Origin of the sequence: Kineococcus xinjiangensis (genome assembly GCF_002934625.1) — a bacterium.
Lineage (GTDB): Bacteria > Actinomycetota > Actinomycetes > Actinomycetales > Kineococcaceae > Kineococcus_A > Kineococcus_A xinjiangensis.
Genome location: NZ_PTJD01000011.1, coordinates 131,686 through 153,987 on the forward strand (window position 1 = coordinate 131,686; position 22,302 = coordinate 153,987).

Sequence of the window (22,302 nt, forward strand, 5' to 3'; positions counted from 1 at the left end):
CGGGCTGGTCCGGGCTGGTCCGGGGGCGGGCGGGCCCGGCCCCGGGCAGGGTGGCGGGGTGCAGACGTTCCTCCCCTACCCGGACTTCGCCCGCAGCGCCGCCGTGCTGGATGCGCCGCGGCTGGGCAAGCAGCGGGTGGAGACGCTGCAGGTGCTGCGGGCCCTGGAGCTGCCCGACTACGGCTGGGCCAACCACCCGGCGGTGCGCATGTGGCGGGGCTGCACGCCGGCGCTGGTGAGCTACGGCCTGGCGTGCGTGGAGGCGTGGTCGCGCGCCGGGCACGCCGACTCCACCCGGCGGCTGATCGCGGAGTTCGCCCCCGAGGTGGTGGGCCGGGAGCAGCGGGAGCTGGCCGACGAGGGGCTGATGCCGGTGTGGCTGGGCGACGAGCGGGTCCACGCCAGCCACCGCTCGAAGCTGCTGCAGAAGGCCCCGGAGCTCTACCGGCCGCTGTTCGGGCAGGACGAGCCCGACGACCTGGACTACTTCTGGCCCGAGCCGGGGCCGCCGCCCCGGGTCGGCGAGCGCGGCGGGCGGCCGGTGTGGGTGGTCCGGCCGGACGGGCCCGCGGACCTCGCGGCGTTCCTCACCGAGGGCGTGGTGGGGTTGGGGGCCGGCTCCGGCATCGACTGCGACGCCTCCGGCCTCGACGACGACGGGCTGCGGGCACTGCTGCGGGAGCGCGCCCCGGGGCGGCGGCCGGGCAAGGAGCTGCGCCAGCTCGCCGGCTTCGTGCGGGAGCTCACGCCCGGCGACGAGGTGGCCGTCCCGATCGAGGGCGAGCGCGCCCTGCTCCTCGGCGAGGTCGTCGGCGCCTACCGCTTCGCCGACCCCCGCACGGGACCCCCGCCGCACCGGCGGGCGGTGCGCTGGCTGGGCCGGGCGGAGCGCTCCGACGTCGTCCCGCCGGCCGCCCTGCAGGATCCCCGCTCGCTCTTCGTCGTGCTCGTGGACCTCTGAGCCGAACGAGTGAGGAGGTCACGAAGAGCGTCCGCTCCAGCACCTCGCGCACGGGGTAGCGCTGTGCTAGCGTCCAGTTGGCTGCAGCTAGCGCAGCTCCTCGATCGTTTCGTACGCCCGCGGAGTGTGTTGCGGGCGTCATCTGCACTCGGTATACGGCCGGGAGCAGAGTGGCGAACCCACTCAGCCCGGAGCCGCAGAAGGCGCGGCTCTGAATACCGACCGGCAAGACATGGAGAAACGCATGGCTCAGGGCACCGTCAAGTGGTTCAACGCCGAAAAGGGCTTCGGCTTCATCGAGCAGGACGGCGGAGGCCCCGACGTCTTCGTCCACTACTCCGCCATCACCGGCAACGGCTACCGCTCCCTCGAGGAGAACCAGCGCGTCGAGTTCGAGGTGACGCAGGGTCAGAAGGGCCCGCAGGCCGACCAGGTGCGCGCGATCTGACGATCCGCTTCCACGCAGAGGGCCCCGTCCACCAGGACGGGGCCCTCTGTCATTCCCGGCCCCCTCCCCCGGACCCCTCCCCGGAAAGGACCCTTTCCGGGGTCGAACCGGCAGGCCGCACCCCGGAAAGGGTCCTTTCCGGGGAGGAGGTCGCGGGGCGCTCAGCCGGCGGGGTCGGGGCGCACCACGAGCCGCCGCGCCAGCAGCCGGGTCACCACCACCGCCGCGACGGTCTCCGCCGCCAGCAGCCCGACGAGGACGAGCAGCTGCACCCGCGCCGCCTCCAGGGGGCTCGCCCCGGCCAGCAGGAGGCCCACGAACGCCCCCGGCAGGACGACGAGGCCCACGTTGCGGGTCTGGTCCAGCGCCGGCACGACCGAGCGCGCGGCGGCCGTGCGGGCGAGCTCCGCCGTGGCCTGCCGAGGCCCCGCACCGAGGGCGTACCAGCCCTCCACGACGTCCCACTGCTGACGGGCATCGTCGAGCAGCCGCCGCCCCGCCAGCGTCGTGGCCGTCATGGCACCCCCGACGAGCTGCGCGGTGAACGGCACGACCTGCCGGGCCTCCCACTCCAGCGCCCGGCACGCCAGGACCACCGCCGCGGCGGAACCGGCGCCGGCGCCGATCGCGGCGGCCGTGGCCGGCCAGGTGCGGCCCGCCCCGGCCAGCCGGCGGGCTGAGGTCGCGGCGGCCACGCCCAGCCCCACCAGCAGGTACACCGGCGCGAGCACCGGCGTCGCCAGCACCACGCCGAGCACCACCCCGACCGCGAGGACCTGCACGACGGCCCGGGCGACCGCCACGACGACCGCCCGCTCCTGCCCCAGCCGGCCCGCGCGCCCGACGCCGACCGCGAGGGCGCCCAGCAGGACGAGGGCGAGCGCCAAGGAGGCGACCTGCCCACCGCTCACGCCCGCGGCACCGTCAGGAGCGGCTGGCCGTCGCGAGCAGCTCCGGCCCGCGCCGGTCGACGAGCCGCCCGCCGAAGCGGACGCCGAGGACGATCCACACGGGGCCCAGCACCAGCGCCGCGGCGAGGGCGATCCACCCCAGCCAGGGCGCGCCCGTCACCGCGAGGACGCCCGGCACGAGGGAGGGCAGCGCCAGCAGGCCGACGGCGGTGCTCGTGGCGAGCTGCGCCAGGACGGTCGCCGTGCCCGCACCGCGGGGGGTGCTGAACGGGTTCCCGCCGGGCGGCGGCACCGGGTAGGGCACGAGGGCGCTGGCGAGGCTGGAGACGCCGAGGCCGGCGCAGTACACCGCCGCGCTGATCCCCAGCACGGCGGGCAGCAGGTCCCAGCGCCCGGAGACGGCGACCCCGCCGACGGTCATGAGGAGGACGAACGCCGTCTGCCACGGCGCGGCGGCGAGGACGCGCCCCAGCCGGTCGTCGCGCCCGCGCACCCCGGCGGCGAGGTGGGTCCAGAACGCGGAGTGGTCGAAGGCGAGGTCGTTGTGCAGGCTCCAGCCCAGCAGGAACGCCACCGAGGGCCCCGCCCACAGCAGGAAGGGCCCCGCGGCGCCGCCGTTGCCGACCGCGAGGGCCACGAGCACGGCGGGCGCGACGAGGACGGAGAGCCCCGCCATGGCGTAGCGGGGGTCGCGGCGCCAGTAGGCGAGGCAGCGGCCGGCGACGGCGGTGGCGGGCGTGGCGGGGAGGCGCTCCAGCACCCGGCCCAGCCCGGAGGTGTCGTGGGTGCCGCTGCGCTGGGCGCTGACGGCCGGGCGAGCCTCGGAGCGGGTCAGCGCCGCCGCCCAGCCGGCGAGCACCAGGCCCAGGGTGAGCGCGGCCAGGGCGGTGCGCAGCAGGGCGCTGCCCCACGCCCCGGCGGCGGCGTCCGCCGGTGCCGCCCACGCGAAGCCGAGCGGGGTCCAGCCCACGACCTCCGCGGCGGCGCGCAGGGCGGCGACGATCTCCTCCCAGCGCATGCCGGCGACGTTGAGGGCGGGCCCGAGGCCGATCAGGGCGACGCCGACGACGAGGACGGCGACGTCGCGGGCGCGTCGGGTGCGCAGCAGCGCGGCGGCCGCCGTCGTGGTGGCACGGGAGGCGGCGACCGCCGTGAGGGTGGCGAGCAGCGCGCACGGCACGGCGAGCAGGGCCGCGGGCAGCGAGTGCGACCACGTCACGACGGTGAGGAGGGCGAGGACGAGGGTGACGACCCCCGGCACCCCGACGACCCCGGCGAGGAGGAGGCCCGTCATGAGGGGGCGGCGGCGGATGCTGAAGGTGGCGAAGCGGGCGGGGTCGAGGGTCTCGTCCACCCCGAAGGCGACGAGGGGGACGACGGCCCAGCCGAGGACGAGGAGGCTGCCGAGGCCGGTGACGGTGGGCGCGGCGACGTCGTGCGGCGCCCAGCGCAGGGCCACGAGGCCGGCGCCGGCGAGGCCGACGACCCACAGCCCCCACAGCCCGGCGAGGACGAGCGCGACGATCTCCCAGGGGCTGCGGCGCAGGCCGTTGCGCAGCAGGGTCAGCTTGAGGCGGAGGAGGTGTGCAACCACTCGAGGCTCCCTGGGACGACGGACCGGCCCCCGACGAGGTCGACGAAGCGCTGCTCCAGCGTGCTGCCGGTGCGGACCTCGTCCAGGGTGCCGGCGGCGAGGACTCGGCCGGCGCTGACCACGGCGACGTGGTCGCAGAGCCGCTCGACGAGCTCCATGACGTGGCTGGAGAGCACGACGGTGCCGCCGCCGGCGACGAAGCCGGTGAGGATCTCGCGGATCGTCGTGCCGCTGATGGGGTCGACGGCCTCGAAGGGCTCGTCGAGCACCAGGAGCCTGGGGGCGTGGACGAGGGCGCAGGCCAGCGCCACCTTCTTCGTCATGCCGGCGGAGTAGTCGACGACGAGGGTGCGCGCGGCGTCGGCGAGGCCGAGGGCGTCGAGCAGTTCGGCGCTGCGCTCCTCCGCGACGGCGCGGTCCATGCCGCGCAGCAGCCCGGCGTAGCGGACGAGCTCGGCGCCGGTGAGGCGGTCGAAGAGGCGGACGCCGTCGGGGAGGACGCCGAGGCGGCGCTTGCCCTCGACGGGGTCGGCCCACAGGTCGTGGCCGAGGACGAGGGCGCGCCCGGCGTCGGGGCGCAGCAGGCCGGTGGCCATCGAGAGGGTGGTGGTCTTGCCGGCGCCGTTCGGGCCGACGATGCCGTAGAAGGAGCCGCGGGGGACGTCGAGGTCGAGGGCGTCGACGGCGACCTTGGCCCCGAACCGCTTCGCGAGCCCCCGCAGGGAGAGTGCCGGACCCTCGCCGGGCCCGCCGGGGGCGTCACCGGCCACGTGCGCTTCCATGCGATCGAGGCTAGCGACGGGGATCGGGACGCCCATCCGACGATCGGACCACCTGCCCTCCTGCCACCGTCGGGGGTGCAGGCGCTGCGCCGTCCAGGGGTGCGGGCGCTGCGCCGTCCAGGGGAGCGTGCTCACACGACGGCGGGCACGGGACGCCGGTGGCCGAGCATGGGAGGGGTGCAGCTCCCCGGGCCACCCCCACCTCCGCTCCTGCCTCCGCCGCGTCCGCGCAGTCGTCGGCGCACGCTCCTGCCCTGGTTCCCGCAGGGCCCGGTGGCGGCGAACCGCCGCGGCCCCGCAGTGGCGGGCCTGCTGGTGCTGTTCGCGGCGGGGTGGGGCGTCGGCACGATCGACGCGGTGCTGGGGCTCGCGAGCCCGGTCGAGGACTCCGGCGACTGGGTCGAGGACTCCGGCGACGAGGTCGAGGAGTCCGGCGACGAGATCGAGGGCTCCGGCGGCTGGGTCGAGGCCGGCGACTGGCTCTGGGCGCTGGAGTCCATCACCTGGCAGGTGACCGCGGCGGCCCTGCTGGTGTGGGCGGCGGTGATGTTCGCCGGCACGCACGGGGTCGGGCGCAGGCAGCTCGGGCTGTCGCTGCCCCGCACGCGCGAGAACTGGCGGGCGGAGGCGGGGGTCTTCGGCGCGGACGTCCTCGTGAGCGTCGCGGCCTTCCGGGTGATGGATCTCGTGGACGGGCTGCTGGGCGTGCCGCCCTACGGCTCCGACGGGTACGAGCCCGTCGCCCCCGAGATCGCCGACGGCCTGGTCGCCTCGGCGCTGGCGGGGCCCACGGAGGAGGTGGTCCTGCTCGCCGTGACGGTGTCGGTGCTGCGACGGGCGGGGTTCTCCTGGTGCGCCGTGGTGCTGTTCGCGGTGGCCCTGCGCCTGTCCTTCCACCTCTACTACGGGGTGGGCACGGCGGCGCTGGTGATCTGGGCGGCGGGGATGGTGGTGGTCTACGCCCGCACCGGCCGCATCCTCGGGGTGGTGGTGTCGCACGCGCTGTGGAACGTCACCCGGGACGTCGACCACCTGACGGGGCTGCCGGTGCCGGTGCTGTTCTGGTCCCTCCAGGTGGCGGCGCTGGTCTTCCTGGTCCTCGCCTGGCGGGCGGGGGTCTTCACGGGCCGCCCCGAGCGCCACCTCCCGCCGCCGCCGGGTGCTGCCGGGCGCCCGGCCGCGGGCGCCCTCGTGCCGCAGCCGGCCGGACGGGTGGACGCCGCACCTCCGGCCGGTGGATCCGCGCCCGCGGACGTGGCCCCGGCCGGCGACTGCACTCGCCCCGGGCGCTGACCGACCTACGATGGCCGCATGGCAGCGGTCTCCCTGGGCCTTCCCCGTGTTCGCGGGCGCGCCCCGACCGCTGCCCCGGCGCCGCCGCCGGGCGACGGGCGGCTGCGGGACCGCTTCGGGCGGACCGCCGTGGACCTTCGGGTCTCGCTGACGGACCGCTGCAACCTGCGCTGCGGCTACTGCATGCCGCCCGAGGGCCTGGACTGGATGGCGCGGGAGGAGCTCCTCGCCGACGAGGAGGTCGTGCGGCTGGTCACCGTGGCGGTGCGCGACCTCGGGGTGGAGGAGGTGCGCTTCACCGGGGGCGAGCCGCTGCTGCGGCGGGGGCTGGCCGCGATCGTGGCCGCGACGTCCGGGCTGCGCACCCCGGGCGGCGTTCCGGTGCGCACGTCGCTGACCACGAACGGCATCGGCCTGGCGCGCCTGGCCGCGGGGTTCGCGCAGGTGGGCCTGGACCGGGTCAACGTCTCCCTGGACACCCTCGACCGCGACAGGTTCACCGCCATCACCCACCGGGACCGGCTGGCCGACGTGCTGGCGGGGCTGCGCGCCGCGCAGGAGGCCGGCCTGGCGCCGGTGAAGGTGAACTCGGTGCTGCTGCGGGGGGTGAACGACGACGAGGCGCCCGCGCTGCTGCGCTGGGCCCTGCGCGAGGGCTACTCCCTGCGCTTCATCGAGCAGATGCCGCTGGACCCGCAGGGCGCCTGGGACCGCGACGAGATGGTCACGGCCGCGGAGATCGTGGAGCGGCTGGGGGCGCACTTCGCGCTGCAGCCGGTGCCGGCGTCGGTGCGGGGTTCGGCCCCGGCGGAGACGTGGCTGGTGGACGACGGCGCCGGGCTCAGCGGGACGGTCGGGGTGATCGCCTCGGTGACGCGCCCGTTCTGCGGCGACTGCGACCGGACCCGCCTGACCGCCGACGGGCAGGTGCGGACCTGCCTGTTCTCGACGTCGGAGACGGACCTGCGCGGACTGCTGCGTGCGGGCGCCTCCGACGCGGAGCTGGCGGGGGCGTGGCGTGCGGCGATGTGGCAGAAGAAGGCGGGGCACGACATCGACGACCCGTCGTTCCTGCACCCCGACAGGCCGATGTCCGCGATCGGAGGCTGAGTGAGCGTCCTGGTGCGCTACTACGCGGGTGCGGCCGAGGCCGCCGGCGTGGACGAGGAACGGGTCGAGCTGGGATCGGGGCGGCCGCTCGCGGAGCTGCTGGACCTGCTGACTCAGCGGCACGGGCAGCGCCTGGGGACCGTGCTGCCGGCGTGCTCGTTCCTGCTGGACGCCACCTCCGCCGGCCGCGAGGCCCCGGTGGGCGCGGACGCGACGGTCGACGTCCTGCCCCCCTTCGCGGGCGGCTGAGGCCCGGCCGGCACCGCAGGGTCAGCCGGGCGTGGCGGCGTCGAACTCGGCCACGAGCCGCCGGGGTGCGGTGCTGCGCCAGGCGTCGACGACCAGTTCCCGCAGCGCCTCCGGGTCGGCGGCGTCCAGTCGCGCGGACACCCAGCCGAACCTGCCGACGTGGGAGGCCGGGGAGAACACCTCCGGCTCGGAGGCGAGGAGCGCAGCCTGCTCCTCCCGGGACGCCTTGATGCTGGCCTGCGTCCCGTCGTCGGCGAGGATGACGTAGATCTTCCCCCGCACGCGGAACGTCGCCTGCCCCCACGTCTCGCGCTCCTCCGCCTCCGGCAGCGCGAGCGCGGTGTTCCTCAGTTCGTCCCCGGTGACCACGGGACGATCCTGGCGCGTGACCGCCCGGCGGCGGAACCCCCGGTGGGCGTCAGGCCGCGCCGGCCCACTCCAGGACGAGCAGCGCGACGAGGGCGAGCCCGGGCACGGCGCCGACGACGGAGAGGCTGCTCAGCTCGACGGCCTGGCGGATGCCGCTGCTGCGGGCGGGCCGCTGCGCGGGCTGCCGTGCGGGCCGGACGGTGCCGTGGTTGCTGCGCGGGTCGGCGGTCACCGCCAGCAGGGGGTGGCGCGCGAGGGTGTGGGCCGTCGTCATGTCTCCAGCGTGCACGCAGAGTCAGTAGTGGAGAACCCTCTGCGCACTCTGCGTGCGACAGGTGGGTGAGACGTCACCCGGACGGCGCATCCCGGGTGCTCCGGGCGGCACGCAGCGCTGCCGACGGGGAGTTCCAGGGCGTGCGGCGGCACGGTCGGTGAGCGCCGCCGCCGGTGCACCGCCGTCCGGGTGCTCCTGCAGCGGCGGGCAGCGGCGCGGAGGCCGCAGCACACCCAGGGGGGCAGGACCGGTTCCGGTCCTGCCCCCCTGGGGTCCGCGACGTGGTGCCCGGGTGGTGTTCCCGTGGCGCCGGGTCAGACGCCGCAGGTGACCGCGACGGCGATGCTGGGGTCGATGGCCTGGATCTGGCCCTGCACGGCGGTGAGCTTGTCCTGCAGCGCCTTCACGGTCGCGCGCTGCGCCTCGACCGCGGTCCTGCTGGCCTTCTTCTGCGCCTGCAGGGTGGCGAGGACGAGCTTGGCGTCGGTGACCTGCTTGTCCAGCGCGGTCAGCTCGCCCTGGAGAGCGGTCAGCCGGGCCTCGGTGGCACTGATCTCGGCGTTGATGCCGTCGAGCTGCACCAGCAGGGGCGCGACCCGGTCCTGCAGCGCGAGGACCTGGTTCTCCGTGGTGGCGATCCGGCCGTTGAGGTCGCCGAGCTGGGCGACCAGCCCGTCGACGTCGGCGGTGAGGGCGGTGACCTGGCGCTGCTGGGTGGCGACGGCGCTCTCGGCGTCCGTCACGGCGCCCGCCAGGCCGGGCAGCGCGGTCTCCAGGGTCCGGATCTCCGCCTGCTGAGCCTCGACGTCGGCGGTCGCGTCGGCGAGCGCGGCGGTGGCGTCGGCCGCCACCTGGCGCAGGCCGGGGAGGGTGGCCGCACGGTCGGCGATGGCCTGCTGGGCGTCGTCGACGTTCGATGTGAGCATCGGCAGTTCGGCCTCCAGGGCCCGGAGGGCGGTGACCTGGGCGGCGACGAGCTCCTGCGCGTCGGCGGCGGCCGTCTGCAGCGCCGGGAGGGCGGCCTGCAGGTCGGCGAGCTCGGCCTGCTTGGCGGTGAGGGCGGCGCGGGCGTCGGTGGCGGTGGCGCGGAGGGCGGGGAGCGCGGCCTCCAGGGTCCGGATCTCGACCTGCTTGGCCTCGACGGCGGCGACGGTGGCGCTGAGGGTGGTCTGCAGCGCCCCGGCCTGCGCCTGCAGGTCCGCGCTGGTGGCATTGGCGGTCGTGAGCTGGGCGTTGAGGCTGTCGATCTGCGCCTGCAGGGTCGTCAGGTCGCCCTGGAGGCCGGAGATCTGGCTGCTCTTGTCGGCGATCCTGGCGTCGATCCCGGCGAACTCGGCCTTGTACGCGGTGAGCAGCGCCTCGCGGGCCTTCTTCTCCTCCTTGGTGCCGCCCTTCTCCTTCTCGAGACGGGCGATCTCGCTCTCCAGGAACGTCTTGCGTCCGCGGAGGGCGGCGAGTTCGTCCTGGGCCGTCGCCAGCTCGACCTGCTTGGCGGCGAGCGCGGCCGTGGCGTCGGCGAGCTGCTCCTCCAGGCCGGCGACGACGGCGGCCGCGTCGGCGACGGCCCGCTCGTTCGCGGCGACGGCGGCGGCGGCCTCGTCGGCGGCGGTGACCAGCGTGGCGAGCTCGGTCTGCGCGGTGGCGAGCGCCTTCTCGTGCGCGGTGACGGCGGCGTCGGCCCGGTAGGCGGCGTGGTTCAGGGTGAACCGCTCGCGCTCCGCGGCGGCGATCGCCGACTTCTGCGCGGCGACGGCGGCGGTGGCCTCGTCGGCGGCGGCCTGCAGGGTGGCCAGCTCGGTGCGGGCGCCGTCGATCTCGGCGAGCTGGGCGTCGAGCTCGGCCTGGGCGGTGTCGCCTGCCGCGGTCAGGACCTGGAGGTGGGCCTCGGCGTCGGCGACGGCCTGGACGGCGGCGGCCAGCGCGGCGGCGGCCTCGTCGGCGACGGCCTGGAGGGCCGGCAGGTCGGCCTGGGCGGAGGCGAGGGCGGCGACCTGGACGGCGAGGGCGTCGGCGGCGGCGGTGGCGAGCCCCTGCAGGCGGGTCAGCTCGGCGTCGGCGGCGGCGAGCTGCTCCCGCACGGCGGCGAGCTGCCCGGCGGCCAGGGCGGCGTCGGCGCGCAGGGCGTCGGCGTCGGCCTGGAGGGCGTCGCGCTCCGCGGTCAGCGAGGCGAGCTCGGCGTCGGTCGCCTGCTTGCGGGTGGCGAGGTCGGCGAGGGCGCTCTCCGCGTCCACGACGGCCTGGGTGGTGGTGGCCTCCAGGGCGAGGAGGCGGGCCAGCTCGGAGTCCGCGGTGACGATGTCGGCGTCGATCTGGACGGCCTCGGCCTCGAGGGAGGCGAGGACCTCCTCGGCGCCCGCGATCTGGCCGGTGAGGTCCGTGGCGGTGGCCTGCAGGGCGGCGCGCTCGGCCTGCAGCGTGGCGATGGCGGCGGCGTTGCGCTTGGCGGCGGCCTTCAGGAGGCCCTCCTGCACGGTGCCGCGGTGGGCCATCTGGTTGGCGACGCCCTTGCAGATGCCGGCGGTGGTGGAGGTGGTGGCAGCGGAGGCGCTGCTGCTGCCGGCGACCAGCACGCCCGCGAAGGCGACGGGGACCACGAGGACCCCGACGAGGCGGCGGGCGGAGGTGGAACGGGCAGCGATGCGCATGCAGGACTCCGGAGGAGAGGTGGGTGCGGCGGGGATCCCCGTCTCCTCCAGAGTTCAACGGCTCCCGCCCGCCCCGAACGCCTCCTCCTCCGAACGGCCCTCCGCGGCGCTCCCCGGCCACTCCAACGCCGGAATGGTGGTCACCTGTTCAGCGCAGAGTTGGCGTTCAGCTGCGCAGCGTCACCGCAACGGGGGTGGCGGGACCGTCACCGCACCCCGCCGAGGATCCACTCCTCCAACTGCTGCACCTCGTGCGGTTCGAGCTGCATCTGCGCGTTCGCGCACAGCTCCTTGAGGTTCTCCAGCCACGTCGCGGCGAGGTCGGACGCGGACATCCCCGGCCGCGGGCGGGTCCCCGCGTAGACCATGCCCTGCACCACCGAGGACACCACCGCACGCCGGATCGGCTGCTCCCGCAGGTGCGCCCGGTCCCGGACCCGCTTGAACGTCCCCGCGTCGAACCCGTTCTCCGCCACGTCCGCGGCGAGCTCCTCGAACAGGACGGCGTACTGCGCGCTGGAGAGGGCGGGGGCGTTCGTGACCAGGCACACCTGCGCCGGCAGGGGCGCGAGGTCGCCGCGCGCCAGTTCCGCCGCACCCGCCGGGACGTCGGCCTCGGTGTGGCGGGTCGGGTCGAACACGTACCCGGGCTGCGGCTGCGGCACGTAGCGCAGCTCGGGCAGGTACGTGGAGAGGAACACCGCGAACTTGCCCGCCCCCGCCCAGCCCCGCTCCGACAGGGTGGGGTCCACCGACAGCGCGGCCTGCGCGGCCGCCGCGGTCACCAGGGGCCGCGGCGCCGCGCGCACCGCGGCGCGGACGGCCTCCAGCAGCCGCTCGTCGGGGGTTGCGGGCCGGCGCACCGCGGTCGGCTCGGCCACCGGACCGGCGGCCTCCCGCCGCGCCCCCGCGGGTTCGGCCGCCCCGGCCCTCGCCGGCGGCCGGTCGCCGTCCGAGCGGGTGGTCAGCACGACGGCCGCCAGCTCGTCGGGGGAGATCACGCTGTCGCACACCGACCGGTAGGCCGCCGCCGCCGGACCCGCGGTCACGATGGCGGTGAGCCGGTCGTGCGCGCGCAGCCGCATCATCACGGGCGTGAAGTCGGCGTCGGCGGAGGCGACGACGAACTCGTCGTAGGCGCTGCGGTGCTCCAGCGCGTCGAGGATGTCGAGGACCATGTGGATGTCGGCGCTGTTCTTCTGCCGCTGCGTCAGCGGGGGGCAGTCGACCACCTTGAACCCGTTGCGGGTGAAGAAGGGCCGGAACCTGCCGAACGCGACCGGGTTGAGGTAGCAGATCCGGACGAGGAAGCGGCGCTCGAACGGGCCGGAGGTGTCGGCTCCCGAGGACAGCCACCGCACCCACCGGTCGGGGTCGGTCGCGAAGGCCTCGGCGGCGCGGCGGTCGGTGTCGGCCAGCCCGGAGTAGATGTTGTCGAAGTCCACGAACAGGGCGCTGCGCCGCACCCTGCCCGGAGCGTCCTCGGCAGTCACACCCATCGCCTCCCGCGTCCCCGAGGGGGCCCGGCCGGGCCCGCCTCCACCGCGTCCCAACCTACGACCTGCCGCCCCGGGGGTCCGCGGCGGCCGAGGCTGCGGCGCCGGCAGGCCCTCACCGCCGCATCCGCGGTCCTATGCTGGCTCTCGTGCCGCAGTACCGGATCCGCGAGGCCGCCGCCCTGCTCGGCGTCAGCGACGACACGGTGCGCCGCTGGGTCGACACCGGCGCCCTGCCGGCCGTGCGCGACGGCGCCGGGCGGATGAGCCTCGACGGCGCCGCGCTCGCGGAGTTCGCCCGTGCCGCAGCCGCACCGCCCGTGCCCGACCCCTCGGGGGTCCAGCGCTCGGCGCGCAACCGGTTCGTGGGTCTGGTGACGCGCGTCGTGGCCGACGGGGTGATGGCGCAGGTGGAGCTGCAGTGCGGCCCGCACACCGTGGTCTCCCTCATGAGCAGCGAGGCGGTGCGGGAACTGGGCCTGGAACCCGGGACGCTGGGGGTGGCGGTCGTGAAGGCCACCACGGTCATCGTGGAGACGCCGGCGGGGGCGTCGTGAGGCGTGCGCCCGCGCTGGCCGTCGCCGCCGTCGTCGCCGCGGCGCTGCCGGGGTGCGGCGGCGATCCGGGCCCCGGCGGCTCCCCCTCCGCACCGACGACCGCGGAGCTCACGGTGCTGGCCGCAGCCTCCCTGCGGCCGGTCTTCGAGGAGCTGGGACGGCGTTTCGAGGCCACCCACCCCGGCACGGCCGTCGAGTTCACCTTCGCCGGCTCCACCGACCTGGTGGGGCAGTTGCGCGAGGGCGCACCGGCCGACGTCCTCGCCACCGCCGACACCACCGCCATGGACGCCGCCGCGCAGGAGGGGCTCCTGGCGGATGCGCCCGCGCCGTTCGCGACGAACACCCTGCAGATCGTGACGCCGCCGGAGAACCCTGCGCGGGTGTCGTCGTTCGCCGACCTCGCCCGCCCCGGGGTCGCCGTGGTGGTCTGCGCACCGCAGGTGCCGTGCGGCCGCGCCACCGCACGGGCGGAACTCACCGCCGGGGTGGACGTCTCCCCCGTCAGCGAGGAGACGTCGGTGACCGGCGTGCTGGGCAAGGTGACCGCCGGCGAGGCCGACGCGGGCATCGTCTACGTCACCGACGCCCGCGCGGCGGGCGGCGCGGTGCGCACCGTGCCGTTCCCGGAGGCCGCCGGCATCGTCAGCACCTACCCCGTCGCCGTCACCGCGGGTTCCGAGCACCCGGTGGAGGCGGCCGGGTTCGCGGAGTTCCTGCGCGGCGCGGAGGCCGGGCGGGTGCTGGCCGGCGCGGGGTTCGGGGCGCCCTGACCGGCGGGGCCGGCGCGTCGCGGCGCGCGCGGGAGCGGGGCGGCCCGGCGGAGGGGAACGGGCTGCCCCGCTGGATCCTCCTGCCCGCCGCGGCGGGAGCGCTGCTGGTGCTGCTGCCGCTGCTGGCGCTCGCGCTGGAGGTGGAGTGGGCCCGCTTCCCGGAGCTGGTGACGTCGCCGTCCGCCACCGCCGCGCTGCTGCTGAGCCTGCGCACCGCCGCCGCCAGCACCGTCGCCTGCGCGCTCCTCGGGGTTCCGATGGCGCTGGTGCTGGCGCGGGTCCGGGGGCGGGCGCTGCGGCTGGTGCGGGCGCTGGTGCTGCTGCCGCTGGTGCTGCCACCGGTGGTGGGGGGCATCGCCCTGCTCGCCGCGTTCGGGCGCCAGGGGCTGCTCGGGCAGCACCTGGAGCTGCTGGGGGTGCGGATCGCGTTCTCCACCGCGGCCGTCGTGCTGGCCCAGACGTTCGTGGCGCTGCCGTTCCTCGTGGTGAGCGTGGAGGGGGCGCTGCGCACCGCGGGCCGCCGCTACGCCGACGTCGCGGCGACGCTGGGCGCGGGGCCGTCGACGGTGCTGCGGCGGGTGACGCTGCCGGGCGTCGCCCCGGGCCTGGCGGCGGGTGCGGTGCTCTCGTTCGCGCGGGCGCTCGGGGAGTTCGGGGCGACGCTGACGTTCGCGGGCAGCCGCGAGGGCGTCACCCGCACGCTGCCGTCGGAGATCTACCTGGTGCGGGAGACGGACCCGGGGGCGGCGGTGGCGCTGTCGTTCCTGCTGGTGCTGGTGGCGCTGGCCGTGGTGGCGGGCGTGCACGGCCGGGTTCCGGGACGCAGCGGCGGCAGCACCGGCACCGCCGGGCGGGGGCGGGTGGGCCCGTGAGCGGCCTGCAGGTGCGCGCCGAGGTGCCCGCGCGCGGTGTCGAGCTGGACCTGTCGGTGGCCCCCGGCGAGGTGGTGGCGGTGCTCGGGCCGAACGGGGCGGGCAAGTCCACGCTGTTGGCGCTGGTGGCGGGGCTGCTGCGCCCGGCACGCGGCCGCGTCGTGCTGGACGGGACGGTGCTGGTGGACACCGCTGCGGGGGTGTGGGTGCCCGCGCACCGGCGGGGGGCGGCGCTGCTGGCGCAGGAGCCGCTGCTCTTCCCCCACCTCAGCGCCGCGGGCAACGTGGCGTTCGGGCCGCGGGCGCGCGGTGCCGGGCGGCGGGCGGCCCGGGTGGAGGCGCAGCGGTGGCTGGCCGCCGTGGGTGCGGTCGACCTCGCCGCGCGCCGGCCCGGGGAGCTGTCGGGAGGGCAGGCGCAGCGGGTGGCGCTGGCCCGGGCGCTGGCCGCACGGCCTCAGCTGCTGCTGCTGGACGAGCCGCTGGCCGCGCTGGACGTGGGCGCCGCGGCGGCGCTGCGCGGGTTGCTGCGGCGGGTGCTGCGGGAGGGCCGCCCGGCGCTGCTGGTGACCCACGACCCGCTGGACGCGCTGGCGCTGGCGGACCGGGCGCTGGTGCTGGAGGCGGGCCGCGTCGTGGAGGACGGGCCGGCGCGCGAGGTGCTGACCAGCCCGCGCACGGAGTTCGCGGCGCGGCTGGCGGGGCTGTGCCTGGTGCGCGGCCGGGCGGTGGCGGGGGGCCTGGAGCTGCCGGACGGGACGGTGCTGGGCGGGGTGCTGGAGCCGGGTTGCCGTCCCGGGGAGGAGGCCGTCGCGGTGTTCGGCCCGGGCGCCGTGGCGGTGCGCCCCGGCGGCTGCGCCCTCCCCGGCGGCACCGTCGTGGTGGCGGAGGTGGTGGAGCTGGAGCCGCGCGGCGAGGTGGTCCGGGTGCGCGGGCGGGGGGCGGTGGAGGTGGCCGCCGACGTCCCCACCGCCGACGCCGCCGACCTCGACCTCGTGCCGGGGACGAGGGTCGGCTTCGCGGTGGACGCGGCGGCGGTGCGGGTGCGGCCGGCGCGCTGACGGCCGGGGCGCCCGCGGCGGTGCGGGTGTGGGGACCTGCCGGTCAGGCCGCGGGGGCGGGGGGCCGGCCGACCTGGTCCCGGCCGCCGCGCTTGGCGACGTAGAGAGCCGCGTCGGCGCTGGCGTACAGCTCCTGGGCGCCGGTGGCGTCGTGGGGGACGTGGGCGACGCCCGCGCTGATGGAGAGCCGCACCGCGACACCGCCCGGCAGGAGCAGGGGCGTCTCGCGCACGGCGGTGACGATCTGCTCGGCGCGCCGGGCGGCGACGTCGGGGTCGCAGCCGGGCATCAGGACCGCGAGCTCGTCCCCGCCCATCCGGGCCACGACGTCCTGCTCGCGGCAGCGGGCGCCGAGGATCCCGGCGACGTGCGCCAGGGCGGCGTCGCCCGCGAGGTGGCCGTGGGTGTCGTTGATGCTCTTGAACCGGTCGAGGTCGATGATGACGAGCGCCGTGCCGGTGCGGGCACCGGCCCCGGTGAGGGCGCAGCGGGTCGCGTCGTCCAGCACCCGCCGGGTGACGAGACCGGTGAGCGGGTCGACCGACGCCTGCTGCCGCAGCCGGGCGACGAGCCGGTCCTGCAGCATGCTGCCCCTGGCGAGCAGCCCGCCGGTGAGCAGCAGCACGGTCGACATGTACGCGAGCTCGTTGAGCGCCTGCTGCTGGGGCAGCAGGGACAGCACCACGACGGCCTCCCCGACGACCGCGGCGGCGGTGACGAGCGCGGCCCCGCCGACGCGGAGCTGGGTGGCGGCCCAGAGGACTGGCAGGCAGAAGAAGACCTGCCCGGTGATCGTCGCGTCGGAGGTGGCGAGGTCCAGCAGGACGGTCGCCACGACGCCGAGGACGGGGGCCAGCACGGTCAGCGCGACGGTCCGGGCGGGGGGCAGCACGACGAGCGCCACGGAGAACGCGGTGAGCACGACGGCGGCCACGACGTCGGCGGTGTGCAGCCCGCCGCGTGCGAGCACGGCGGTGGCCACGGAGATGACGGTGGTCGCCACGAGGACGACGGCGGCCCAGACCCGGGCGGAGCGCGGGTGGCGGGGGCCGAGGGAGTGCAGCAGGGCAGCCCACCGGGACGCGGGTCGCGGCGGGGTCTGCACCCTCCGTGCATCGGCACGGGCGGGGCGGGTCTCAAGGGAATGGCGCGCTTCTGCTCCCCGCGGGCCAGCGCCCGGGGCCTGCCTGCGGGTCGTGGCGGGAGATGTGGCACAGCTCACACCATTGTTCGGGGAGGGTGACGTCTTCAGCCACCCCGTGCGGCGTCGTGTGGATGTGAGACGAGGAGCCCGGTGAGCGGGGACGCAGACTTCGATGCCTGGGCGGTCACCGCGACGCCACGGCTGCTGCGCACAGCCAGGCTGCTGGCCGCCGACACCCATGCCGGGGAGGACCTCCTCCAGGACGTCATGGAACGCGTCTTCGTGAAGTGGGCGCGCATCGACGACCCTTCCGGGTACGCCCACCGCGCCCTGGTCCACGCCGCGACCTCGCGCTGGCGGTCCAGGTCGCGGCGCCGGGAGGTCACCTGGGACGCCGTCGGGGAACCGGCGGCCCCCGGCTCCAGCGGCTCCACCAGTACGGTCGACGACCGCGACGAGGCACTGGCCATCCTGCGCCGGCTGCCCGCACGCCAGCGCGCCGTCCTCGTCCTGCGCTACCTGGAGGACCTCCCCGAGCAGGAGGTCGCCGACCTGCTCGGGATCGGCCTGAGCACGGTGAAGAGCCACAGCGCCCGCGCCCTGACCGCTCTGCGCGCGAGCCGGTCCACCAGCTCCACCCACAGCACCCCGCTGCCCTGGAAGGACGGTGCCCGATGAGCCCGCTCACCCCCGAGGACCTCGAAGGCGGAGCTCAGCAGCTGCTGCTGCGCGCCGGGGCGAGTGCGCCCGGGGACACGGCCACCGTCGCGGCGCTCATCGGTCGCGTCCACCACCGCGGGCGCATCCGGCGCCGCCGTCGCCGCCTAGTCCGGAGCGCAGTAGGTGTGGGGGCCACTGCGGCTGTGGTGCTGGTGGCTCTGGCGCTGCCCGGCTCGGACGACACCCGCTCGCTGGAACCCGCCGGCCCCTCCACCACGGCCACGTCCCCGGACGACTTCACCGCCGGGGGGTGGACGCTGCCGCGCGAGACGCACCTACCGGACGGGCTCAAGGACTGGCGCGGGCAGATCCGCGAGTCGATGCGGCGCTACCCCGATGCCTTCGTCGTGCCCGAGCGGCTGCCCTCGGACATCTTCGAGATGCACGTCGCCGTCCACGGCGAGCAGCCCCTCATCGGTGTCGACACCGATGGTCCCGGCGTCTTCATCTGCGTCGCGGACCTCGCCACCTGCCAGCAGGGCTTCACCGACTGGCCGGTCGTCCGCAGCGGCGAAGTCGACTCCCGCTCCTTCCACGTCCTCGTCAGCCCACCGGGCAAGCCCGACGAGACCGGCCTGACGACCTCGGAGCGGGAGTTCTGGGCAACCGTGCCCTTCACCGCCGGCACCCCGGACTGGATGGCAGCCACCGACATCCGACCATGACGCGGTCAGACCATTGAACCTTCCGGTTCAGCGTTCTGTCCTGAACCGGAAGGTTCAGCAGGAGGTGCTCGATCGGGTGTTCTCATGCCTGGCGGATCCCGTCCGGCGAGGGGTGCTGGTGCGCCTGGGCGAAGGGGGCGCCACCGTCGGCGAGCTCGCCGAGTCCAAGGGCACCGCCTGTCCGGCTGCTGGCGGCACGTTCCACTTCACCTCGGCGAGCGGGCCGCCGGCGGGGGCCCGGGTCTACCGAAGGGCTTCCACGGTGTCGGTCAGAGCAGCGCGTCGTAGGCGGCCGTCAGGGGGCCGCCGGCGTTGCCGGTGTTGACGACCCCCGTCGGCTCGATGAGCACCGCATGGACCTCGCCCTCCGCGATCGGGCAGTGCTCCACCCCGCGGGGGACGACGAACATCTGGCCGGGACGGAGGACCACGTCCCCGTCCCTCAGCTGGATCGTCAAGGTGCCGTGCACCACGAGGAACAGCTCATCGGTCTCCTCGTGCGCGTGCCAGACGAACTCGCCCTGGACCTTCACGACTTTGATCTCGTAGTCGTTGAGGCGAGCCACCACCTTCGGCGACCAATGCTCCGAGAAGAGCGACAGCTTGCCGGCGATGTCGACGACCTCATGATCCATAACTGCAGTCTGCATCCTCCGGACGCGGCGAGCCCAGCCCCTTCGAGCGCAACGCACTGACGCGCCGCGCTGCTGACGCGATCAGGGCCGGTGCGGGCCGTCCGTACCGCTCCTCGTGGTCGTGCGGGATCGTGGGGCGATGAGCGGGTGCGCGGAGGTGGCCTGGACGCGATGGCTGCATCTGACGTCCGATCCGATGGCACTCGCGGTGGCACCCGGGGCGGTGACCGTGGCCGAACGGCACACGCGCCTGGTCAGCCGCGACACGGGTACCGGGCAGGAGGTGTGGAGCACGCAGGGCCTGGAACTGCGCCGGCACGTGAGCGTCTGCGGGGATGTCGCGGTGCTGGAGGGCTGGCGTGGATACCACCCGATGCTGCTTCAGGTGCGCACCGGCGCAGAAGTCGGCCGGTGGTCGCTGCCCGAGCCGGTGCGCCACCCTCGACGCCGGCTGCGCCTTCTCGCTCAGCGACGAAGACCTATCGGCGGTAGCCGCTAGGTTCCCCGGATGACGTGGCGGCACCTCAGCAGGCGTACACGCCTCCTGATGATCCCTCTCGTGGTGGTCAGCGTGCTGATGGTGGCCAAGGGGGTGACCGGCTTGGTCGACCCCACCCGGCCACCGAACATGATCACCGGGGTGGCGCTCCCCCTGCTCCACGCCGCTCTGATCACGGCGTGGCTCGTCAGCCTCCTGCTCGACCGGCTGCTCCTGCCGACCGCGGAGGGGCCGGCTCTCCCCCCGTGCCAGCGGCACGTCGACGTGCGCGTCGCTCCGGACGAGCGGCCGGAAGCGGCGAAGGTCTCGCACCGGCCCCGCTGATCTCCGGCAGCTGCTGACTGCCACGATGCCCCGATGAGCGAGCAGGTGCCGGTGTGCGATGTCCAAGCCCTCCAGGAGGCGACCGAGGCCGTCGCGGCCGTGCTCCACGACGTGCGCGAGGCGGACTGGAGCCGTGGAGCCGGTGACGTGTCCTGGTCCTGCCGCGACGTCGTCGTCCACATCACCGACTGCCTCATCTCCTACGCCGCGCAGCTGGCGACCGGGGCTGAGAACGACTTCGTGCCCCTGACGGCCGGCATCGACCAGGGGGCGGACAACGCCGCTGCAGTGCGGGCCCTGCAGGCTGCCGCTGCGCTGCTGGCCGCGACCGTGCGCACCGCCCCGGATGGAGCCGCCGGCTGGCACCCCTGCGGGATGGCCGACGCCGAAGCGACAGCCGCCATGGGCGTCGTGGAACTGCTGGTCCACACCCACGACGTCTGCTCCGGCCTCGGCGTCGACTGGCGCGGCCCCGCAGGCCCTCCCACCGCGGCTCTCCGACGGATCTTCCCCGACGTCACCGACGTGCTCGAAGACCACGAGCCGTGGGAAGCGCTGCTGTGGGCCACCGGACGAGCTGAACTCGCGGATCGGGCACGACGCACGGACTGGCAGTGGCACAACCAGCGACCCGTCGACTGACGGGTCGAACTCAACCGCCCGGGCTGACCGCTGGCTCCTGCGGCGTCCCGGGCGAGGCGACGTCCCAGCACGTCGATGGCGTCAGGAGGACCGGGGCGACGGCGGACTTCCTCGCCCGCGCAGCGCCTGGTGCACGGCAGCGGTCGCCGCGCTCAGGACGGCCGTGCCGACCAGCACCACGGCAGCGAGGGTCAAGACGCCGACGACGCCGAGGGGGTCGCTGGTCGGCAGCGGCCATGCGGCCACCAGCAGGAACGGTGCAGCGACCAGCGGGATGGCGAGCCCCGGGCCCAGGCTCGACGTGCCGACCACCACACACGCCGCGGGCGCGCGTCCGGCCGGCTCACACCGCTCCTGCCATCGACCAGATCACCTCGACAGGATCCCAACCGGACCCGGCACGCCACGACGCCCTCGAACCGGAGCCGGCAGCCGAGGGGACGTCCGCGATCGCCACCGGGCAGGCGCGATCACGACCGCCCGAGCCCGCATCAGAGAGCAAGTGCCCTCGGCCGTTCGTCGACTGCGGTAGGAAGAGGCCATGGAGCACTCCGAGGGAGCACGGCCGGCAGAGGCGATCCAGGACCGGCGACCTCCCCGGTGGTTCATCGACCGCGTGGCCAACCCCGTCGTGCGGCGCCTGGCCCCCAGCCGTCTCGGGCGGCGCCTGCCGGTGGCGGTGCTCACGTTCACCGGCCGACGCAGCGGACGCCGCTTCGACGTACCGGTCGCCGTGCACCAGGTCGACGACCAGCGGGTCGTCTTCGCGGCCGGAGCGTGGCGGGTGAACTTCCGCGGCGGCGCGGACGCGCAACTGCTCGCCGAAGGGCGCAGCACCCCGGTGCACGTGACGCTCCTCGAAGACCCCGCCGACGTGGGCGCCGTCTTCCGGGCCGCCTTCGACACCGGCATCACTCCCGAGAAGATCGCCTTGCGCATCCCCTCAGGCAGCCAGCCCACGGACGAGGAGCTCGCCGCGCACCGCAGGATCCTCGTGCTGCGCTAGTTGTTCGGTGCGAAAGTTCGTGATCAGGCGGCTGACTGCCACGTGAAGTGGACGGGGTGGTGTTCGCGGTTGCGTTGCTCGGCCCAGGTCTGGACGTGGACGTCGCAGTCGGCGGGGTTCTCGAACCAGCCGTGCTTGAGGACTTGGCGGGTGAGGATCCCGAAGACCGACTCGATGGGGTTGACCCAGGAGGCGTGAGCCGGGGGTGCATGACGGTGATTCCGGGATGCTCGTCCAACCAGGTGCGGGTGTGGCGGCTGGTGTGGGCCGGGCCGTTGTCCACAATCAGCGTGAAGGCCTCGCCGCAGGTGTCGATGAGGCGGGCAAGGACATCGGTGAAGGCGGTAGAGTCCATCCGTCCAGCGGTGGGGATCATGGTGACGTTGCCGGTGGCGGCTTCTTGGACTCCGTACCAGGAGATCGTGCCCCGGCGGGGGTGCGCACGGAGTAGGCGGTCTTCTCGTCCAGACTCAGCACCGGGCGTGGATCCTGTGCGGCGGCAGAGATGGCCTTTTGCACCGCAGCGACGCGGACGTCGAAGTCGGAGTCGTGGCGGCGGTGTAGCCAGCCCACGACGCGGTGCACCTTCGAGCCCAGTGCGCCCAGGGTGGGGGTGACCCAGGAGGCGGTGACACCCCAGTTCAGCCGCCCCATCGCCTCGGCCAGCAGGGCATGGGTCCACAGCGGACGCGGGCGTGGCGGTTCCAGCGTGATCCCAGCCAGCAGGTCGCTCACCGCGTCGTCGTCGTCGTAGAGGCGCGGCCGGCCTGAGCGGGCCGCATCGAGCAGCCCCTCCGTCCCCGCTTCGGCCACACACGTGACCCACTTTCCCACCGTGGCGCGGCTGATGCGGTGCTCGGCGGCCACCGGCGATGCCGCGCCCATGATCAACAACCTTGGTGCGACACGTGAAGATCCGGTGATCACGAACTTCCACGCCGAACCACTCGCCTGCTTTCAGGACGAAGTCGACATGACGATGTCGGCGCTGCGGCCCTGCACCTGCGAGACCTCCGGCCAGAGCTTGGAGAAACCGCGAATCGGCGCGGCATACCTCACGCCCGTTGTCTGCCTGAACCCTTCTGCATCGCCGTCGCATCACCCATGTGCCACCGCAGAGCCGCCAGCGCCATGGAGGCGGTTCACGTTGAGCCGTTGTCGGTAGCGCCCTGAGCGACGGCCGGAGGCTGAGCATCGCAAGCGTTCCGGACTCGCGGGTGGGTGTCTCGTCCTGACCTGCGTCGTCGCGGTCGACATGGGTGGGTGTCGCCGGCA

General features: G+C 75.3%; 27 protein-coding genes and 1 pseudogene. 16 read left to right on the forward strand and 12 right to left on the reverse strand.

The window, feature by feature from the left end:
* Positions 1-58: 58 nt before the first annotated feature.
* The gene (locus tag CLV92_RS15310) at positions 59-961 is read left to right on the forward strand and encodes an MSMEG_6728 family protein (protein ID WP_104434087.1); all 903 of its coding nucleotides are present in this window, start codon (positions 59-61) and stop codon (positions 959-961) included.
* A gap of 244 nt (positions 962-1,205) precedes the next feature.
* Positions 1,206-1,409, forward strand: a complete 204-nt coding sequence (locus tag CLV92_RS15315) for a cold-shock protein (protein WP_104434089.1) — start codon at positions 1,206-1,208, stop codon at positions 1,407-1,409.
* 161 nt (positions 1,410-1,570) lie between these two features.
* On the opposite strand, the gene CLV92_RS15320 is transcribed toward CLV92_RS15315, so the two are convergent.
* Genes CLV92_RS15320 through CLV92_RS15330 form a run of 3 tightly spaced genes read right to left on the reverse strand, consistent with a single transcriptional unit; the run spans position 1,571 to position 4,696 of the window.
* Complete coding sequence (locus tag CLV92_RS15320; RefSeq protein WP_211291162.1) at positions 1,571-2,320, reverse strand: ABC transporter permease; 750 nt, start codon at positions 2,318-2,320, stop codon at positions 1,571-1,573.
* A gap of 13 nt (positions 2,321-2,333) precedes the next feature.
* Complete coding sequence (locus CLV92_RS15325) at positions 2,334-3,914, reverse strand: hypothetical protein (protein WP_104434091.1); 1,581 nt, start codon at positions 3,912-3,914, stop codon at positions 2,334-2,336.
* A complete protein-coding gene (locus tag CLV92_RS15330) occupies positions 3,884-4,696 on the reverse strand; it encodes an ABC transporter ATP-binding protein (protein WP_104434161.1) in 813 nt (270 codons plus the stop codon). The genes CLV92_RS15325 and CLV92_RS15330 overlap by 31 nt, the downstream gene beginning before the upstream one ends.
* Before the next feature lie 273 nt (positions 4,697-4,969).
* Between CLV92_RS15330 and CLV92_RS15335 the strand changes: the two genes are divergently transcribed.
* The 3 genes from CLV92_RS15335 to CLV92_RS15345 are packed head-to-tail and all read left to right on the forward strand — an operon-like array spanning position 4,970 to position 7,348.
* Positions 4,970-5,989 carry a CPBP family intramembrane glutamic endopeptidase gene (locus CLV92_RS15335; protein ID WP_104434093.1) on the forward strand — a complete coding sequence of 340 codons (1,020 nt, stop codon included), beginning with the start codon at positions 4,970-4,972 and terminating at the stop codon, positions 5,987-5,989.
* An 18-nt stretch (positions 5,990-6,007) separates the two neighbouring features.
* Positions 6,008-7,099, forward strand: coding sequence for a GTP 3',8-cyclase MoaA (gene moaA, locus CLV92_RS15340; protein WP_104434095.1), 1,092 nt, complete (start codon positions 6,008-6,010; stop codon positions 7,097-7,099).
* Entirely contained in the window at positions 7,100-7,348 is a 249-nt protein-coding gene (locus CLV92_RS15345) for a MoaD/ThiS family protein (RefSeq protein ID WP_104434097.1), read from the forward strand.
* A gap of 21 nt (positions 7,349-7,369) precedes the next feature.
* Here the strand turns inward: CLV92_RS15345 and CLV92_RS15350 are convergent, their stop codons facing one another.
* The 4 genes from CLV92_RS15350 to CLV92_RS15365 all read right to left on the reverse strand — a co-directional run bounded on the left by CLV92_RS15350 (position 7,370) and on the right by CLV92_RS15365 (position 12,129).
* Complete coding sequence (locus CLV92_RS15350) at positions 7,370-7,717, reverse strand: MmcQ/YjbR family DNA-binding protein (protein ID WP_104434099.1); 348 nt, start codon at positions 7,715-7,717, stop codon at positions 7,370-7,372.
* 49 nt (positions 7,718-7,766) lie between these two features.
* Positions 7,767-7,991 carry a hypothetical protein gene (locus CLV92_RS15355; RefSeq protein WP_104434101.1) on the reverse strand — a complete coding sequence of 75 codons (225 nt, stop codon included), beginning with the start codon at positions 7,989-7,991 and terminating at the stop codon, positions 7,767-7,769.
* A 314-nt stretch (positions 7,992-8,305) separates the two neighbouring features.
* Positions 8,306-10,636 (reverse strand): coiled-coil domain-containing protein, encoded by a 2,331-nt coding sequence (locus CLV92_RS22920; RefSeq protein ID WP_104434103.1) that lies wholly within the window; start codon positions 10,634-10,636, stop codon positions 8,306-8,308.
* A gap of 206 nt (positions 10,637-10,842) precedes the next feature.
* Positions 10,843-12,129, reverse strand: coding sequence for an NYN domain-containing protein (locus CLV92_RS15365; RefSeq protein ID WP_158257274.1), 1,287 nt, complete (start codon positions 12,127-12,129; stop codon positions 10,843-10,845).
* A gap of 152 nt (positions 12,130-12,281) precedes the next feature.
* On the opposite strand from CLV92_RS15365, the gene CLV92_RS21045 reads away from it, so the two are divergent.
* The 4 genes from CLV92_RS21045 (at position 12,282) to CLV92_RS15380 (ending at position 15,392) form a co-directional block, all read left to right on the forward strand.
* Complete coding sequence (locus CLV92_RS21045) at positions 12,282-12,689, forward strand: TOBE domain-containing protein (RefSeq protein WP_146099571.1); 408 nt, start codon at positions 12,282-12,284, stop codon at positions 12,687-12,689.
* A complete protein-coding gene (modA, locus tag CLV92_RS21050) occupies positions 12,686-13,462 on the forward strand; it encodes a molybdate ABC transporter substrate-binding protein (RefSeq protein WP_146099572.1) in 777 nt (258 codons plus the stop codon). The genes CLV92_RS21045 and modA overlap by 4 nt, the downstream gene beginning before the upstream one ends.
* A gap of 107 nt (positions 13,463-13,569) precedes the next feature.
* Positions 13,570-14,334, forward strand: coding sequence for an ABC transporter permease (locus CLV92_RS15375; RefSeq protein ID WP_281256944.1), 765 nt, complete (start codon positions 13,570-13,572; stop codon positions 14,332-14,334).
* Positions 14,331-15,392 (forward strand): sulfate/molybdate ABC transporter ATP-binding protein, encoded by a 1,062-nt coding sequence (locus CLV92_RS15380; protein ID WP_104434107.1) that lies wholly within the window; start codon positions 14,331-14,333, stop codon positions 15,390-15,392. The genes CLV92_RS15375 and CLV92_RS15380 overlap by 4 nt, the downstream gene beginning before the upstream one ends.
* Positions 15,393-15,435: 43 nt before the next feature.
* Here CLV92_RS15380 and CLV92_RS15385 read toward each other — a convergent pair whose 3' ends face one another.
* Positions 15,436-16,497, reverse strand: a complete 1,062-nt coding sequence (locus CLV92_RS15385; protein WP_158257275.1) for a GGDEF domain-containing protein — start codon at positions 16,495-16,497, stop codon at positions 15,436-15,438.
* A gap of 189 nt (positions 16,498-16,686) precedes the next feature.
* On the opposite strand from CLV92_RS15385, the gene CLV92_RS15390 reads away from it, so the two are divergent.
* The 3 genes and pseudogenes from CLV92_RS15390 to CLV92_RS23085 all read left to right on the forward strand — a co-directional run.
* Complete coding sequence (locus tag CLV92_RS15390; RefSeq protein WP_104434167.1) at positions 16,687-17,214, forward strand: SigE family RNA polymerase sigma factor; 528 nt, start codon at positions 16,687-16,689, stop codon at positions 17,212-17,214.
* The gene (locus CLV92_RS15395) at positions 17,211-17,921 is read left to right on the forward strand and encodes a hypothetical protein (RefSeq protein WP_146099573.1); all 711 of its coding nucleotides are present in this window, start codon (positions 17,211-17,213) and stop codon (positions 17,919-17,921) included. Before CLV92_RS15390 ends, CLV92_RS15395 begins: the two co-directional genes overlap by 4 nt.
* A gap of 40 nt (positions 17,922-17,961) precedes the next feature.
* Positions 17,962-18,093, forward strand: a pseudogene (locus CLV92_RS23085) (ArsR/SmtB family transcription factor); the annotation flags it as partial.
* A 97-nt stretch (positions 18,094-18,190) separates the two neighbouring features.
* On the opposite strand, the gene CLV92_RS15405 reads toward CLV92_RS23085, so the two are convergent.
* Complete coding sequence (locus CLV92_RS15405; protein WP_104434113.1) at positions 18,191-18,556, reverse strand: cupin domain-containing protein; 366 nt, start codon at positions 18,554-18,556, stop codon at positions 18,191-18,193.
* Positions 18,557-18,695: 139 nt separating this feature from the next.
* Here CLV92_RS15405 and CLV92_RS15410 point away from each other — a divergent pair, with 139 nt between their 5' ends.
* Genes CLV92_RS15410 through CLV92_RS15420 form a run of 3 tightly spaced genes read left to right on the forward strand, consistent with a single transcriptional unit; the run spans position 18,696 to position 20,021 of the window.
* Complete coding sequence (locus CLV92_RS15410) at positions 18,696-19,055, forward strand: hypothetical protein (RefSeq protein WP_104434115.1); 360 nt, start codon at positions 18,696-18,698, stop codon at positions 19,053-19,055.
* Positions 19,056-19,103: 48 nt separating this feature from the next.
* Positions 19,104-19,379 (forward strand): hypothetical protein, encoded by a 276-nt coding sequence (locus CLV92_RS15415; RefSeq protein WP_104434117.1) that lies wholly within the window; start codon positions 19,104-19,106, stop codon positions 19,377-19,379.
* A gap of 33 nt (positions 19,380-19,412) precedes the next feature.
* On the forward strand, positions 19,413-20,021 hold the full coding sequence (locus CLV92_RS15420) for a maleylpyruvate isomerase N-terminal domain-containing protein (protein ID WP_104434119.1): 609 nt from the start codon (positions 19,413-19,415) through the stop codon (positions 20,019-20,021).
* 81 nt (positions 20,022-20,102) lie between these two features.
* On the opposite strand, the gene CLV92_RS15425 is transcribed toward CLV92_RS15420, so the two are convergent.
* Positions 20,103-20,333 carry a hypothetical protein gene (locus CLV92_RS15425; RefSeq protein WP_146099574.1) on the reverse strand — a complete coding sequence of 77 codons (231 nt, stop codon included), beginning with the start codon at positions 20,331-20,333 and terminating at the stop codon, positions 20,103-20,105.
* Positions 20,334-20,562: 229 nt separating this feature from the next.
* On the opposite strand from CLV92_RS15425, the gene CLV92_RS15430 reads away from it, so the two are divergent.
* Positions 20,563-21,027, forward strand: a complete 465-nt coding sequence (locus CLV92_RS15430; protein ID WP_104434123.1) for a grhN — start codon at positions 20,563-20,565, stop codon at positions 21,025-21,027.
* Here the strand turns inward: CLV92_RS15430 and CLV92_RS23235 are convergent.
* Positions 20,933-21,448 carry a hypothetical protein gene (locus CLV92_RS23235; RefSeq protein WP_425433582.1) on the reverse strand — a complete coding sequence of 172 codons (516 nt, stop codon included), beginning with the start codon at positions 21,446-21,448 and terminating at the stop codon, positions 20,933-20,935. The genes CLV92_RS15430 and CLV92_RS23235 overlap by 95 nt on opposite strands.
* Positions 21,400-21,912 (reverse strand): hypothetical protein, encoded by a 513-nt coding sequence (locus CLV92_RS22505; RefSeq protein WP_245886858.1) that lies wholly within the window; start codon positions 21,910-21,912, stop codon positions 21,400-21,402. The genes CLV92_RS23235 and CLV92_RS22505 overlap by 49 nt, the downstream gene beginning before the upstream one ends.
* Positions 21,913-22,302: the final 390 nt, after the last annotated feature.

Coding starts and splice junctions, on each gene's coding strand:
- CLV92_RS15315 (WP_104434089.1), top strand. CDS start 1,206: ATGGCTCAGGGCACCGTCAAGTGGTTCAACGCCGAAAAGGGCTTCGGC.
- CLV92_RS15330 (WP_104434161.1), bottom strand. CDS start 4,696: ATGGAAGCGCACGTGGCCGGTGACGCCCCCGGCGGGCCCGGCGAGGGT.
- moaA (WP_104434095.1), top strand. CDS start 6,008: ATGGCAGCGGTCTCCCTGGGCCTTCCCCGTGTTCGCGGGCGCGCCCCG.
- CLV92_RS15355 (WP_104434101.1), bottom strand. CDS start 7,991: ATGACGACGGCCCACACCCTCGCGCGCCACCCCCTGCTGGCGGTGACC.
- CLV92_RS22920 (WP_104434103.1), bottom strand. CDS start 10,636: ATGCGCATCGCTGCCCGTTCCACCTCCGCCCGCCGCCTCGTCGGGGTC.
- CLV92_RS15395 (WP_146099573.1), top strand. CDS start 17,211: ATGAGCCCGCTCACCCCCGAGGACCTCGAAGGCGGAGCTCAGCAGCTG.
- CLV92_RS15405 (WP_104434113.1), bottom strand. CDS start 18,556: ATGGATCATGAGGTCGTCGACATCGCCGGCAAGCTGTCGCTCTTCTCG.
- CLV92_RS15410 (WP_104434115.1), top strand. CDS start 18,696: ATGAGCGGGTGCGCGGAGGTGGCCTGGACGCGATGGCTGCATCTGACG.
- CLV92_RS15415 (WP_104434117.1), top strand. CDS start 19,104: ATGATCCCTCTCGTGGTGGTCAGCGTGCTGATGGTGGCCAAGGGGGTG.
- CLV92_RS15420 (WP_104434119.1), top strand. CDS start 19,413: ATGAGCGAGCAGGTGCCGGTGTGCGATGTCCAAGCCCTCCAGGAGGCG.
- CLV92_RS15430 (WP_104434123.1), top strand. CDS start 20,563: ATGGAGCACTCCGAGGGAGCACGGCCGGCAGAGGCGATCCAGGACCGG.
- CLV92_RS22505 (WP_245886858.1), bottom strand. CDS start 21,912: ATGGGCGCGGCATCGCCGGTGGCCGCCGAGCACCGCATCAGCCGCGCC.